This window comes from Pelagibacterium nitratireducens, from assembly GCF_037044555.1.
Taxonomy (GTDB): domain Bacteria; phylum Pseudomonadota; class Alphaproteobacteria; order Rhizobiales; family Devosiaceae; genus Pelagibacterium; species Pelagibacterium nitratireducens.
This window is the reverse complement of record NZ_CP146275.1, coordinates 2,786,145-2,800,635: the sequence shown is the minus strand read 5'-3', so window position 1 is coordinate 2,800,635 and position 14,491 is coordinate 2,786,145. Positions and strand designations below refer to the sequence as shown.

Sequence of the window (14,491 nt, the reverse complement as noted above, 5' to 3'; positions counted from 1 at the left end):
GCTCAACCTTGCTGCGGTTCGGAACCCTCGGTAGCAGGGGCCTCGCCAGTGTTTTCGTCGAACTCGAACTCGTTCTCTTCCGAACGGGGGTCGAGATTGAGTGTCTCGCCCGTCACCAGCCGTTCCGAGGGCATGGCCTGGAAAGGTGCACGGTCTTCGGCGGGCGCTGCATCGCGGATGCGCATCCGGAAGAAGGCGGTCGCGGCAAGCGCGCCATGAAATGCCACCGGAACCATGAACAGCGCGACCGGTCCCATCCACTGCATGGTCAGCGAGGCGACGATAGGCCCCAGCATCTGTCCCGAACCCAGAACCAGCAGCATGCCCGAAGCAATCTTGGCAAAGCTGCCATCGTCGGCAAAATCGTTCGCATGCGCCACGGCGATGGCATAGAGCGAATAGGCGGCCAGCCCGTAAAGGGCGAACAGAAGATAGAGCAGGGCGTTTTCGCCGGGATTGAACACAATCGTCAGAAGGCCAGCCACCGCCCCGATGATCGCAACGCCCATCATCACTTTGCGCCGGTCGATCCTGTCCGAAAGCCGCCCCAGCGGCACCTGCGCAATCGCGCCCGCCACAATCGCCAGACTTATCAGATACGCTATTGTCGCCGTCGAAAACCCGCGCTCTATTCCATAGACGGGTGCCAGCGTGCCGAAGGCGCCATTGGCCATGCCCACCGAAAAAGCCGCGACAACGGCGATGGGGGACGTCTTGTAAAGCACGACCACATCCAGACTGACCGTCTGCAGGGGCGCCGGCTGCGGCGTGCGGGTAACGGCGGTTGGCAAAACCGCTGCGATGTAGGCGATGGCGGCCAGAACGAACGGAATAAATCCGGCCACGCCCGTCACCGCGATAACCATCTGCCCGGCGGTCGATGCAAACAGCGTCACGCTCACATAGATCGAGAACGTGGTGCCCCGGCTTTCATTGTCCGATACCTCGTTGAGCCAGCTTTCCACCACCATGGCGGCTCCGGCAAAACAGAAACCCGAAAAGATGCGCAGGAAAATCCACGCGGCGTCGTGGATGAAAATGAGATTGAGCAGAATGGTCATGCAGGCGATGGCCGCCATGACCGCATAGGCGCGGATATGGCCCACCCGTCGCACCAGATGGGGCACCGAAATCGAGCCGGAAATGAACCCGATGGACCAACCCGTCCCGATCAGGCCCAGCGCCAGCAGCGAAAATCCCTCTTCCGCCCCGCGTACGGGCAAAATAAGCCCGTGCATCCCCCCGGCGATCATCAGCAGGGCGGACGACATCAAGAGCGCGGAAATCTTGACCATTTGCGACATGGGGGACCTTGGATGGTTCTCTTGTTGCGGCGCAGGTTAGCGTGTTCGTCCGGGTGTGCCTACCGCGCAAACGTGACCGGATTGCAATTCGTTTCGACAAAAGCCGAAAAATTGTCCTTGCGCTTGTCACGCCTTGGAAACGCGGCTAGCGATAGCATGGATTTTCCTGCCCCCGCGCCATCATTATTCTCCCCCGAAAGCGTCTTCCGGTGTCCGAGCCCGCCCTGTCCCCGTCCGCAAAAAATACACCCCCGGCGCCGCGCCGGAATGTCATGCTGGGCATCGGGCTCAAGGTTGCCTCGGTGTTCGTGTTCGTGGCCATGAGCGCCATCGTCAAGGGCGCCGAGGGTGTGCCGGTCGGTCAGTTGATCTTTTTCCGCTCAGCCTTTGCCCTGGTGCCGGTCTTTCTCATCCTGGGGCTGCGCAGACAATTGGTGGATGGCTTCAAGACCACCCGGCTGGGGTCTCATATCTTTCGCGGCGTTCTGGGCACGTCCGGCATGATCCTGATTTTCTTTGGCCTGACGCGCCTCCCGCTGCCCGAAGCGATAACCATCAACTACGCAACGCCTCTGTTCATCGTCATCTTCTCGGCCGTGTTCCTGCGCGAAAAGATCAGGCTGTTCCGCTGGAGTGCGGTGGTTGTAGGGCTGGTGGGAGTCATCATCATCATGTGGCCGCGTCTCACCTTCCTCTCGAGCGATGCCGAAACCCTCGGTCCTCAGGCGGTCGGAGCGCTTTCCGCTTTTGCTGCCTGCATGGTTTCGGCGACGGCCATGCTCACCGTACGCAATCTGGTCAAGACCGAGCGCAGCGCCACCATCGTCATCTATTTTTCTCTGGTCAGTACCGTTATCGGCTTGGCCTCGATACCCTTCGGCTGGGTGCCCTTGAGCCCTCAAGAGGCTCTGATTCTCATCGGTGCGGGAATTTGCGGTGGTATAGGGCAAATCTTTCTCACCGAAAGCTATCGCCACGCCGAACTGACCACCGTCGCTCCGTTCGAATATTCCTCGATGATTCTTTCGATTGCCATCGGCTTTCTTGTGTTCAGCGAAGTGCCGACCATCGAAATGCTGATCGGCGGCAGTATCGTCACCGCCGCCGGAATCTTCATTATCTACCGCGAACACAGGCTCGGTCTCGACCGCGCCAAAATGCGCAAGGTGTCCAGTCCGGTCTGAAGTCTTATCCGAACATCAGCGTCCGGTGGCACGCCGCGCCCGCCATTGCTCCGTCTCCTACCGCTAACGGCACCGATCCTGCCGCCCGCGCCGCGTCTCCGCAGGCAAAGACATGGGGCACGCTGGTCTGTTTCATCTCGTCGGTCACGATCTGGCGGCCATTGGGCAATTCCTCGATGGCGCACCCCAGCTGTTCGGCAATGGGACTCGATGGTGCAATGATCGAGGCAACGAACAGTCCGTCGAATGAGAGAACCCGCCCGTCGGTGAGCCGCACATCGGCCCGGCCGGTGATCTCGGCGATCGTGCCGGTTTCAAGCGCCGTACCTCGGGTCGCCAACTGGGCCAACTGCTCGGCGTCGGGCTCGAAACTGGCGTTAGGCAAAAATGTCGTTTGCCCCCAATCGGGAAGCATCAGGGCGTGATGCATGGAAATGGGGCCAACCCCGATCACCCCGATTTGGCCCTGGTCCAGTTCATAGCCGTGACAATAAGGGCAATGGAACACGCTCTGCCCCCATCGCTCCTTGAGGCCGGCGATCTCGGGCAGGGTGTCGGTCACCCCATGGGCAAGGATCAGCCGTCGGCCGACGAAATCCCGCCCATCGTCCAGCGTGACCCTGAACCCATCGGCGCTCTTTTCTGCACCTGCCGCATCGCCTTCGACCCAGGACAGGGTCGGATAGGCCGCCAGTTGCACGCCGCCCTGGGCTGCGATTACGTCCGGCGCCACGCCGTCCTGCGTCAGAAACCCATGAGAATGGCTTGCAAACCGGTTGCGCCGCTTGCCGCCATCGATGACCAGAACGCTGCGCCGCGCGCGGACCAGGGGAAAGGCGGCGGACATCCCCGCATAGCTGCCGCCGATAATGATGACGTCGTATGTCATGTCGTACCTCGATCGCTGACCGACCCCGCAACCGGCGGGGCCATCTTGTAACGTCACATATTACGTAATGTAATGAGTTACAAGATATCGATCAAGCGAAAGTGGCTATTGGGGCAGGTATTTGCGCCAATTGTGCTGTTCGACAAAGCCGAGAACGTCGCGGATTTTCCGGTTCGAGATCGGCGCTTCGTTGGTCCCCATCTCTTTTACGATCGGCGTATTGGGCGCCCATTTGGCCAGAATCTCGGCGGTGGGTTCGTCCGCGGTGATCGTGTCGTTGACCGCATTGAACACCTCAAAGCCAAGTCCGTCCTTTGCGATGCAAAGATCGACAATCTGTCCCAGATCGCGCGCATCGATATAGCTCCAGGCATTGCGCTTGCGCGAAGCGGGGTCGGCAAGGAAGGAATTGAACTTCGGGTATTCATGCGGCTCGATCACATTGCCGATCCGCAACGCATAAATATCGGCGCCCGAGCGCATCGCGAACGCCCGCGCCGTCTTTTCGTTGACCACCTTGGACAGCCCATAGCTGTCCATCGGGTCGACGTCATAATCCTCCTCGAGCGGAAAGCGGTGGTAGTCTTTGTCGCCTTCGGCAAAGCAGACCCCATAAGTCGTCTCGCTCGAAGCGATGATGATCTTTCTGATCCCCAGCTTCACCGCCGCTTCGATCACATTGTAGGTCGAAACGGTATTGGCCTGGAACGTCACATTGTCGGGCTTGAGCAGAATGCGCGGCACCGCGGCAAAATGGACGACCGCATCGACCGGGGCAGGGCCATTCCCGCTCGCCAGCCCCTCGAATCCAAAATGCATCGAAAGCGCGTTGAAGGCCTCGCCGCTATTGGTCAGATCGGCCGAAAGCGTATTGACGTCCGGATGATCGAGCGGCTGCAGGTCGATATTGAAGACTTCGTGTCCCTGATCGAGCAGATAAGGAACAACATGACGGCCGGCTTTCCCGCTCCCACCGGTAAAGACGATGCGTTTGCCCAATTTGAAAATCCTTCTGGCTAGAGCGCTCCCAGGATAAGTGGGTCCCACTTATCCGGTTCGGAAGCACGACAAAACAAGGGCCTAGAGCAATTGAAGCGATTCGAAGAAGCGCTGAAATGCTCTAACTTTCCAGCGCTGCCTTGACCGACAGCAGGTCGGCCCAGGCAAGCCGTTTGGCCGCCGGTTGGCGCAACAGATAGGCCGGGTGCAGCGTTGCCACGGCCCGCATGGAATGACTGCCCACGCTAAGGTCACGCCATTGCCCGCGCAGTCGGGTTATGCCTGTGTCGGTCTCGAACAGCGTTGATGCCGAAGCGCCGCCCAGCGCCACCAGCACCTTGGGCGCCACCAGTTCGATCTGCCGGTAAAGAAACGGCAGGCACACAGCCACTTCCGATGGCGATGGCGTGCGGTTTCCCGGTGGCCGCCAGGGCACCGTGTTGGCGATATAGACCTTGGTCCGGTCCAGCCCTATGGCGCCCAGCATCCGGTCGAGCAATTGCCCTGATCGGCCCACGAAGGGCTTGCCCTGCAAATCTTCCTCGCGCCCCGGCGCCTCGCCCACCAGCATGATCTCGGCATCCGGATTGCCATCGGCAAACACCAGATTGGTGGCCCGCAATTTCAGCCCGCACCCGTCAAAGGTTTCGAGCATGCCACGCAATTGCTCCAGACTCGTTGCGCTCGACGCCATCGCCCGAGCTTCGCCGGGGTCCACATCGGCCGGCCCGCCCGCTACGGGCAGGGGCGGGGTAGGGCGCTGCTGGGTGGCTTGCGGTACAATCGACGGCGCGGCCCGCCGCTGGGCAGGCGCCGGCTTGATTGCCGATTGCGCAAACCGGTCCACCGGTGTCTCGCCAACCGCGATATCGACCCCCGCCGCGACGTACCAGTCGAGCGTGGCCAGAATTTCTTCACGATTTAGCTGTCGATTTGTCATGTCGCTTTTTGTTATGTCACACCGCGACCCACGCTTCCACCTCACTTGGGAATGACTGATGGCCGATGCGATCGAACGCGAGATGATGGAGACCGGCGTAGTGATTGTCGGCGCCGGCCCGGCCGGGTTGTCCGCAGCCATAGCGCTGAAACAGAAATCCCCCGATCTCGAAATCGTCGTCGTCGAGAAATCCGCAGACATCGGCGGTCATATCCTTTCAGGTGCCGTCATGGATCCTGCTGGTCTGGATGCCCTTATCCCAGATTGGCGCGAAAAAGGCGCTCCGGTCGGCCCCGACGTCACCGAAGACAGCTTCGTCTATCTCACCGAAAAATCCGCCATTCCCTTCCCCCACGCCCTGATCCCGCCGATCATGAAGACCAGGGGCGCCGTCATCATCTCGCTCGGAGATCTGTGCCGCTGGCTGGCCGAACAGGCCGAGGCACTGGGCGTCGATATTTTTCCCGGCACGACCGCTGCCGATTTTATCACCGGCGAGAATGGCGAAATCCTCGGCATCGTCACCGGCGACATGGGCGTTGCTCGCGACGGCAGCCATAAGCCCAATTTCACTCCCGGCATCGAGTTGCGCGCCAGATATACGCTCATTGCCGAAGGCGCCCGCGGCTCGCTTGCCAAGCGCCTGATCGCCAAATTCGGTCTGGACGAAGGCCGCGCGCCGCAAAAATATGGTCTGGGCCTCAAGGAAATCTGGGAAATCGATCCGGCAAAACACAAGCCGGGCAAAGTCACCCATTTCATGGGCTACCCGATGGGCAATTCCACCAGCGGTGGCGGCTTTTGCTATCATGCCCAGGACAACAGGATCTATCTTGGGCTTGTCGCCCATCTCGACTACGAGAACCCCACATTGTCCCCTTTCGGCGAATTCCAGCGCTTCAAGCAGCACCCTGAAATCGCCAGACTGCTCGAAGGGGCGACCTGCCTTTCCTATGGCGCACGCGCGCTGACCTCGGGCGGCTGGCAGTCCATCCCCAAAATGGCCTTCCCCGGCGGCGCTTTGATCGGCTGTTCGGCCGGTTTCATGAATGTGCCGAGGCTCAAAGCCATCCACAACGCCATCCGCTCGGGCATGGCCGCGGCGTCCGAAATTGCAAACGCCATCGCCGCCAGCCGCGCCAATGATGAAATCGCAACGCTCGACGAAGCCATCCTCGCTTCGGGCATCCGCGACGATCTTTATCCGGTCCGCGCCGTAAAGCCGCTCTGGAGCAAGCTGGGGACCTTTGTCGGGGTGGGGCTGGCCGGCGCCGACATGTGGGTTTCCAGCCTCGCCAAACTTTCCCCCTTGGGTGGTCTGGTTTCCGACAGGCCCGATTTCGCACGGCTTAAACCGATTTCCGAAGTTGCCCCCATCACCTATCCCAAACCGGATGGCAAAATCGCCTTCTCGCGCACCGAATCGGTCTATCGCGCCAACATCGCCCATGACGAGGATCAGCCCGTCCATTTGCGGCTCACCGATCCGCAAGTTCCGATTCGCGACAACCTGCCGAGATATGGCGAGCCCGCGCCGCTCTATTGCCCCGCCGGTGTTTACGAGGTGATCGAGGAAGGCGGCGATCCCGTGTTCAGGATCAATGCCCAGAACTGCGTGCACTGCAAGACCTGCGATATCAAGGACCCGGCCCAGAACATCAACTGGGTGCCCCCCGAGGGTGGAAGCGGTCCCAACTATTCGGGAATGTGAAAATCGTGTGAGCCCTCAAGGCTTGCGGCGCTCGCGCATTTGCGTGAAAAGGTCTCGTGGGAGTGCTTCCAGGATAATTGGAAGCCGCTTATCCGGTTCGGAAGCGCGACAAGACAAGAACTTGGAGCAATTTGCGCGATTCGGAGAAACGTGAAAATGCATCCAGCTGATGCGCCCAACAATCGACAGGATTGCCGGGTTTGGCTATTGGAGATGATAGGTCGGTTTCAGGCCTGCAAGCGAGGAGTTCGGGAACAATCGTGCTAAAGCTGCTCAAACGGCCGATCCATGCCCTGATCGTTGCCGCGCTCTGCGCTGGCGTTCCACTCTCATCGTCATTCGCGCAGCAGGATATCCTGCCCATGCGCGTCTCGAGCACGATGGGCAGCTATCTGGCCGGCCTTTCCGCCATCGATGCACTCGACGCCCGTCGCGCCGCTTCACTGTTTATGCAGGCCGCCGAGCGCGATTGGGACAATCCGGTCTATTCCAGCCAGGCGTTCCTCGCCTATCTTCTGGCCGGCGACATTTCCGAAGCCGCCACCATGGCTCAACACGTCATTGACCTGACGCCCGAAGACGAGCTCGCCCATCTTGTTCTGGGCTCGGTTGCCCTCAAACAGCGCCGTTACGCTTCAGCCGATCAGTTGCTTTCGCGCGTTCCCGACGCTTCGCTGGTCGGCATTATCGCTTCGGTTATCCGCGCCTGGTCCAAGGTCGGCGAAGACGATACTGACGCCGCAAATGCCATCCTGAGCCAGGTCGGGCAGGGCGGGTTTGACGAGTTTATCATCTTCCATCGCGCCATTCTGGCCGATGTCGGCGGCCAACGCGATGAGGCGATCGATCTGGCCCGCCAGGCCTATGAACTCGATCCGCTCGTCCCGCGCATCGCTGAAGCCTATATCCGCATGCTGGGCAATGCCGGACGCTTCGATGAAGCCCAGGCCGTGCTCGATACTTTTGCTGAACAGGGTGTCGAGCATCCTGTTGTCGATTCCCTGCGCGAGCCCATCGCCAACGGTCAAAAGCCCGGTCTTTTCGCCGGATCGGTCCAGTCGGGCGCGGCCGAAATGCTTCACGGACTGGGCACGGCGCTGGCCCGCGATGGCTCGATCCAGCTCGGCGTCGGCTTCCTGCAACTTGCCAATTACCTCGATCCCGACGAGGCGATCATTTCGATTTCGCTTGGCGAGCTTCTGGCCAGCGCCGGCCGCTACGACGAAGCCGACACGATCTTTGAGACCGTCCCCAACGATTCCCCCCTCCGTGTCAACGCGCTGGTCCGGCTCGCCGAAAACATCGATCTGCGCGGCGATCGCGATGCCGCCATTTCCCGTCTTCAGAATATCGCTGTCTCAAATCCCGACAATCAGGAAGTGCAGGGTATCCTGGGCGACACGTTGCGCTATGCCGAACGGTGGGAAGAGGCGGCGGAGGCCTATTCAGCGGTCATTGACCGGCTCGATCCGGCCCGTCCCAACGACTGGCGCTTCTATTATGTGCGCGGCATCTCCTATGAGCGCGCCAAACAATGGGACCGCGCCGAGGCCGATTTCCTCAAGGCTCTCGAGTTGCGCCCCAATCATCCCGATGTTCTCAACTATCTCGGCTACACCTGGGTGGATCAGGGCAAAAACCTCGAACAGGCGCTTGAAATGATCGAGCAGGCCGTCGAGCTCTCACCGCGCAACGGCTATATCGTCGACAGCCTGGGCTGGGCTTTCTACAAGCTTGGCCGCATAGACGAGGCCGTCGAGGTGCTCGAGGATGCGGTCAACCTTCTGCCTGCCGACCCCGAGATCAACGACCATCTTGGCGATGTCTATTGGGTTGCCGGAAGAGAGCGCGAAGCCATGTTCCAGTGGCGCATCGCCATCGATGTCGATGAGGACGGCGCGGTCACCGAGCGCGCCACGCCAAAGCTGCTTCACGGGCTGGACCCGAACGCGCCCATCGGCGATTGATGCCGCTAACAGAGCCCGCCCCGGCCAAGGTCAATCTCGCGCTGCATGTTGTGGGGCGTCGGGAGGACGGTTTTCATCTCCTCCACACCCTGTGCGTTTTTACCGAACTGGCCGATCTGGTTTCGGTCGCGCCTGCGCGGAAGGACCTGCTTCACGTCTCGGGCCCGTTCGGCGCCGATTTGCCCAACGGGCGTGCCAACCTTGTCATCCGGGCGCTGGAAAAATTCCGCGCCCGCTTTCCCGGTCATCTGCCCGACGGGATCGAAATCCATCTCGAAAAGCACCTCCCCATTGCTGCCGGGCTCGGTGGGGGCTCAGCCGACGCTGCCGCCCTGTTGCGCGTTCTTGCGCGCATGAGCCAAACCCCCATCGCCGATGCGGAAATCTTTGCCCTTGCCGCCACGCTGGGTGCCGATGTGCCCATGTGCCTTTTGAGTCAGCCTTGCGAGGTAACCGGCATTGGCGAAAAAATCGCACCGCTCACAACCTTTCCTCAGATGCACCTGGTTCTGGTCAATCCTCTCGAACAGGTTTCCACCCCTGATGTGTTCAAGCGGCTGACCCAAAAGCACAATCCGCCCATGCCCGAGCTGCCCGCGCCGCTCGATCGTGCAGCGCTGCTCTCGCTCTGGCTTGCCGATACCCGCAATGATCTTGAGGCCCCCGCCACCGAACTGGTGCCTTCCATCGCTTCGATCGTGGGCGCGATCTCCACCACATCAGGCTGCGTCACCGCCCGCATGTCAGGCTCCGGCGCCACCTGCTTCGGCCTATACGGCAGCGCCGCCGCCGCCCACCAGGCGGCTCACGATTTGCGCGAACGCTTCTCGGGCCATTGGGTCGCCGCCACGCCGCTGCTCGGGCAATAGGCTGCTACCAGCCTCCTCCGCCGCCGCCTCCTCCGCCGCCGCCCGAAAAGCCACCGCCCCCCGACCCGGACGAACTCGATGCCTGCGGCTGGGACGAGATCATCGCAGCGCTGAGCCCGGTCGCCACCCCGCCCATGGTGCGCGCGAAGCTGCCCGAAGAGAAATTGCCGCCGCTATACCAGTGCGGCGAGTAGTCTGTGCCCGCATCCTTGACGGCGTGACGGGCCAGATCGTTCTCGAACCGCGTCGACCAGGGCTTTTCCACGCCCAGCGCCATGGCATAGGGCAGGATGGCCTCGAAGCGTGAAACGCTCATGTCGGGCTCGCCCTGAAAGTTGAGCCGTTCCTTTTCGGCCGTCTCGAGATACATTTTGAAGCCATCGATTTCGTCCATGATCTTGCGCCCATGCACGGTCGGCGCCCGCATCAGAACGGCAAACACCAGCGTTACCGCAATGATGGTGATTGCCGCGACGAACGGAAAATCGATATTGGAGAGATCGAGCACATCCAAAGCAAAGGCCCCAGAATTGGCGATAAAAATGCCCATGATCGCCAAACCGAAAAACCGCCCGATCCCATGGCCCTGCCAAAAGGAGCGCGCCGCCGTCCCAATGATCGATAGGAAGACCGCGGCAAAGGCAGCAAAAAACACAAACAACGGGTGCAACACGCCCGTTGCCACCATGACGACCAGCGACAAAATGCCGATCAGCACGCCGACAGCGATATAGATCATATGGCTGTTGAAATAGACCTTGCGGTTTTCGGCTTCCAGCGCAGCGATGAAGGCGGACTTGGCCTTGGCCAGTTCCGGCCCGCTTGTCTTGTCGATGGTCACCGGGCTCATCGATTTCAAATCCCCGTAAATCACCGCTTCGCCCGGCGGCAGCGGTTCTTTCGGGTACTGCCCGGTCACCGTCAGGGTGTTTTTCTTTCCCTGCTTGCCGATTTCAATCAACTCCTTGGTGGCCAGTGAAATCAGCGCGGCGGAAAAGGCTGTCCAGCCCGTTTTCCCCCATCCCATGGTGTGCACGTAATGGACGAGTGCAGGGGAAAAGCCTTTGGGGGGATAAAATCTGGGAAATATGACGCCCTTGGCCGGATCGCGGCCCACAGCGCCCCAGGCCAGCGCATTATAGGCAATGACGATCAACAGCATGGCCAGCGGGATGATGTAGTCGCGATAATCGGAAAACCAGAACACCAGCGCGTCGGTGCCTTGGGGCGGCGTGAGAATGCCTTTCTCGAAGGAAACCGAAACCGTCAGCCCTTCGCCCGGCCCGAGCGCCCGCGTCACCGTAAATCGTGCCTGCCGGTCGTTGAGTCGTTCGGCCGAACTGTCCGCGCTACGCACCCCAAATTCGCCAGTATAGGCATTGAGTTCAGTGATCTGAGCGCCTTCGGGCAGCTTCACCAACGCGCGCGCCCGCAGGATGGGGAAATTCCAGTAATTGCCCGTCGCGTTCCAGTAGAACTCGTCGTGATCCTCGAACAGGCGTGCCGCACGGTCCATCCGATAGACGATCTCATAGCGGTGCACACCCGACTGCAAAAGCACCTCGGCCGACCCGATCCGGATCCGTTGTCCGCCCGATATTCCCTCGACCGCAAAGGGTTCTGCCGCGCCATTGCGCATCACGGAAATCACCTCAAACGGCAGCCGGATCGTCCGGCCATCGGGCGTTTCGAGAAGGGTTGGGATGTCGCGGAAGATTCCGCGCCGAATTTCGTTGCCCTCGGCATTCACCGCGATCTGTTCGGTGATGGTCACTGAAGTATCGGCATGAACCTCGAAAATCGCGTTGAACTCGCGGATTTCCTCGCGCGCCCACGCAGGCGTGGCGCAAATCAAAACGATCAGGGCAATGAGAAAACGCTGCATCGGCCTTACTGGAACTTGACCTGCGGCACCGCCCGGTCCGCCTCGTTCTCCAGCTCGAAATACTCGGCCTTTTCGAATTTGAAGGCATTGGCAACGATGTTGGAAGGAAACGATTCCACGGCGATGTTGAGATTGCGCACGGCCCCGTTGTAATAACGCCGCGAAAGCTGGATCTCGTCTTCCACAGTCTGCAGCGCCGTCTGGAACTCAAGGAAATTGGTGTTGGCCTTGAGGTCGGGATAGGCCTCGGCCACCGCAAAAAGCCGCCCCAAAGCCCCCGAAAGAAGCCCCTCCGCCTGTCCGCGTTCGCCGGGCGAAGCGTTCTGTGCCGCCTGCACGGCCGCGCGCGCATCGGTCACCGCCTGCAGCGTCTCGCGTTCATGGGCCATATAGCCCTTGACCGTTTCGAGCATGTTGGGAATGAGATCGGCGCGGCGCTTGAGCTGCACGTCGATGCCCGACCAGCCCTCTTCCACCAGCTGCCGATTGCGGATCAGATTGTTGTAGACATAGATCGCATAGCCGAGAACGGCCACGACCAGTATCAGGATCACCCATTCCATCTGCCGCTTCCCTCCTGCCGCATGGTTGCGGCCAGAGTGGCACCATTAATGGGCTATATCAATCACTTATCGGCGCCGGTCGCCCCGCCGCCGGCCGTTTGCAGCCACGCCGCACCGCACGCCTTGGCCAACTCGCGAATGCGCAGGATATAGCTTTGGCGCTCGGTCACCGAAATCACCCCGCGCGCGTCGAGCAGGTTGAAATTGTGGCTGGCCTTGATGACCTGCTCATAGGCTGGCACGGCCATGGTCTGGCGCTCACCATCCTGACCTGCCGCAAGGATGGCCTTGCACTCGTCCTCGGCATCCTTGAAATGCCGAAACAGCATTTCGGTATCGGCCGCCTCGAAATTGTATTTGGAAAATTCCTGCTCGTTTTGCAGGAACACCTCGCCATAGGTGACCTTCTGATCGCCTTCGCGTCCGTTGAAGTTGAGATCGTAAACGTTCTCGACCCCCTGCACATACATCGCCAGCCGTTCCAGCCCATAGGTGATTTCCCCGGGAACGGGAGAGCATTCAAAGCCCGCGACCTGCTGGAAATAGGTGAACTGGGAAACCTCCATCCCGTCGCACCAGCACTCCCAGCCCAGCCCCCATGCCCCCAGCGTCGGGCTTTCCCAGTCATCCTCGACAAAGCGGATATCGTGCAGCTTCGCGTCCAGCCCGATGGCGGCCAGCGATTGAAGGTAGAGCTCCTGAATATTGGCGGGGGAGGGCTTTAAGATCACCTGGAACTGATAATAGTGCTGCAGCCGATTGGGATTTTCCCCATAGCGCCCGTCGGTCGGCCGGCGTGATGGCTGCACATAAGCCGCGTTCCACGGTTTCGGCCCCAGCGCCCGCAGGGTGGTCGCGGTGTGAAACGTTCCCGCGCCCATCTGCATGTCATAGGGCTGCAGGATCACACAGCCCTGATCGGCCCAGAAATTCTGCAGGGTCAGGATCAGGCCCTGAAACGAATTTCTGGGGTCCATGTGGGGCTTGTGCAGCTCAGCCATATTTGTTCCGGATAACGCCGTTGTTGAAAGCGGCGCGACCGTAGTTGTGCCGCCATCCAAGGTCAAGCGCGACAGGCTATTCCTTGCCCGGGCGATAAACCCCGTCTTCGCCGCGCTCCAGCGTCACCACGCCTCCCGATTTCAGCTCGGCCTTGTTGCGCTCGATCTGGGCCTTGCGTTTTTCCTGAGCGCGCGAGTCGTCCTCGGCGAATTTCTTGCGCCAGTCCCGTACGATCGAGCGCAGCCCGATCCCGATCAGCAGCGCCAGCAGAATGGTGACGAGTGTCGATATTCCCATGGTTACAACCCCAGCCGCGACCAGGCTTCCCGGTCCTCGATCTTTGCCATCACATCCCCGGCGACATCTCCGCCCGCCGATAGCCCGAAATTGGGCAATTGCAGCAGGCTCTTCTTTGGTGCAATCGATTTGATCGTCACCTCCTTGCCAAACCGCTCACGCAACGTGCCGTGCAGGTCACCCAGGCTGTCAACGAGCCCCATCGCCAGCCCGCGTTTCGCCGTCCAGAACTCGCCGGTATAAATCTCGTCGTCGGCCAGAGTGATCTTGGAAGCCCGCCGCGATTTCACATGGTCGATAAACACCTCGTGGATATCGAGCTCCAGCTGCTTGATGCGCGCGACGTCCTCGGGCTTTTCGGGCAGGAAGGGATCGAGCGTCGATTTGTTCTTGCCCGCCGTATAGAGGCGCCGGTCGATGCCCAGCTTGGCGATCGCATCGACAAACCCGAAGCTGGCCATGACCACCCCGATCGATCCCACCAGCGAGGAGGGGTCGGCAATGATCTCGTCGCCCGCCGAGGCAATGAAATACCCGCCCGATGCCGCCGCGTCCTCGACAAACACCAGAACCCTTTTTTCATGATGGTCGGCCAATTGCCGGATGCGCTGGGCAATCAGGCGCGATTGCACGGGCGATCCGCCCGGCGAATTGACCACGATCGCCACCACCGGCGCTTTCTTGATCTTGAACGCTTTTTCCAGAAGCGGCGCCACCGAGGCGATGTTGAGCCGGCCCGGCTTGAGATCCTGCGAGATGACCCCCTGCAGCCGGACAACGGGGATAACCGGCCCGCGATTGCCGAAAAACCTTTTGTACCAGGGACGCTTGGGAGCCTCGATCTGGCCGTCGGAAAATGCGGTCATCTTTGTCTCCCTTTT

Annotated in this window: 13 protein-coding genes; 4 read left to right on the top strand and 9 right to left on the bottom strand. The window is 60.6% G+C overall.

Annotated features, from left to right (window positions below):
- Window positions 1-2: 2 nt before the first annotated feature.
- Complete coding sequence (locus tag V6617_RS13825; protein WP_338607544.1) at window positions 3-1,304, bottom strand: MFS transporter; 1,302 nt, start codon at window positions 1,302-1,304, stop codon at window positions 3-5.
- 272 nt (window positions 1,305-1,576) lie between these two features.
- Here V6617_RS13825 and V6617_RS13820 point away from each other — a divergent pair, with 272 nt between their 5' ends.
- Window positions 1,577-2,488: a DMT family transporter gene (locus V6617_RS13820; RefSeq protein ID WP_338607543.1), complete on the top strand. Its 912-nt coding sequence runs from the start codon at window positions 1,577-1,579 to the stop codon at window positions 2,486-2,488.
- 4 nt (window positions 2,489-2,492) lie between these two features.
- Here V6617_RS13820 and V6617_RS13815 read toward each other — a convergent pair whose 3' ends face one another.
- The 3 genes from V6617_RS13815 to V6617_RS13805 all read right to left on the bottom strand — a co-directional run bounded on the left by V6617_RS13815 (window position 2,493) and on the right by V6617_RS13805 (window position 5,316).
- Entirely contained in the window at window positions 2,493-3,377 is an 885-nt protein-coding gene (locus tag V6617_RS13815; RefSeq protein ID WP_338607542.1) for an NAD(P)/FAD-dependent oxidoreductase, read from the bottom strand.
- A gap of 105 nt (window positions 3,378-3,482) precedes the next feature.
- Window positions 3,483-4,376, bottom strand: a complete 894-nt coding sequence (locus tag V6617_RS13810; protein ID WP_338607541.1) for an NAD(P)-dependent oxidoreductase — start codon at window positions 4,374-4,376, stop codon at window positions 3,483-3,485.
- A gap of 121 nt (window positions 4,377-4,497) precedes the next feature.
- Window positions 4,498-5,316, bottom strand: a complete 819-nt coding sequence (locus tag V6617_RS13805; protein ID WP_338607540.1) for a uracil-DNA glycosylase — start codon at window positions 5,314-5,316, stop codon at window positions 4,498-4,500.
- A 58-nt stretch (window positions 5,317-5,374) separates the two neighbouring features.
- On the opposite strand from V6617_RS13805, the gene V6617_RS13800 reads away from it, so the two are divergent.
- The 3 genes from V6617_RS13800 (at window position 5,375) to V6617_RS13790 (ending at window position 9,863) form a co-directional block, all read left to right on the top strand.
- Window positions 5,375-7,027, top strand: coding sequence for an electron transfer flavoprotein-ubiquinone oxidoreductase (locus V6617_RS13800; protein ID WP_338607539.1), 1,653 nt, complete (start codon window positions 5,375-5,377; stop codon window positions 7,025-7,027).
- Between the two features lie 260 nt (window positions 7,028-7,287).
- Complete coding sequence (locus V6617_RS13795) at window positions 7,288-8,994, top strand: tetratricopeptide repeat protein (protein WP_338607538.1); 1,707 nt, start codon at window positions 7,288-7,290, stop codon at window positions 8,992-8,994.
- A complete protein-coding gene (locus V6617_RS13790) occupies window positions 8,994-9,863 on the top strand; it encodes a 4-(cytidine 5'-diphospho)-2-C-methyl-D-erythritol kinase (RefSeq protein WP_338607537.1) in 870 nt (289 codons plus the stop codon). Before V6617_RS13795 ends, V6617_RS13790 begins: the two co-directional genes overlap by 1 nt.
- Before the next feature lie 4 nt (window positions 9,864-9,867).
- Here V6617_RS13790 and V6617_RS13785 read toward each other — a convergent pair whose 3' ends face one another.
- The 5 genes from V6617_RS13785 to V6617_RS13765 form a co-directional block, all read right to left on the bottom strand.
- Window positions 9,868-11,748, bottom strand: a complete 1,881-nt coding sequence (locus V6617_RS13785; protein WP_338607536.1) for a DUF2207 domain-containing protein — start codon at window positions 11,746-11,748, stop codon at window positions 9,868-9,870.
- A gap of 5 nt (window positions 11,749-11,753) precedes the next feature.
- Window positions 11,754-12,311 carry a LemA family protein gene (locus V6617_RS13780; protein WP_338607535.1) on the bottom strand — a complete coding sequence of 186 codons (558 nt, stop codon included), beginning with the start codon at window positions 12,309-12,311 and terminating at the stop codon, window positions 11,754-11,756.
- A gap of 62 nt (window positions 12,312-12,373) precedes the next feature.
- A complete protein-coding gene (locus V6617_RS13775) occupies window positions 12,374-13,288 on the bottom strand; it encodes a glycine--tRNA ligase subunit alpha (RefSeq protein WP_338610726.1) in 915 nt (304 codons plus the stop codon).
- 100 nt (window positions 13,289-13,388) lie between these two features.
- Window positions 13,389-13,610 carry a hypothetical protein gene (locus tag V6617_RS13770; RefSeq protein WP_338607534.1) on the bottom strand — a complete coding sequence of 74 codons (222 nt, stop codon included), beginning with the start codon at window positions 13,608-13,610 and terminating at the stop codon, window positions 13,389-13,391.
- 2 nt (window positions 13,611-13,612) lie between these two features.
- Entirely contained in the window at window positions 13,613-14,476 is an 864-nt protein-coding gene (locus V6617_RS13765; protein ID WP_338607533.1) for a S49 family peptidase, read from the bottom strand.
- Window positions 14,477-14,491 lie beyond the last annotated feature (15 nt).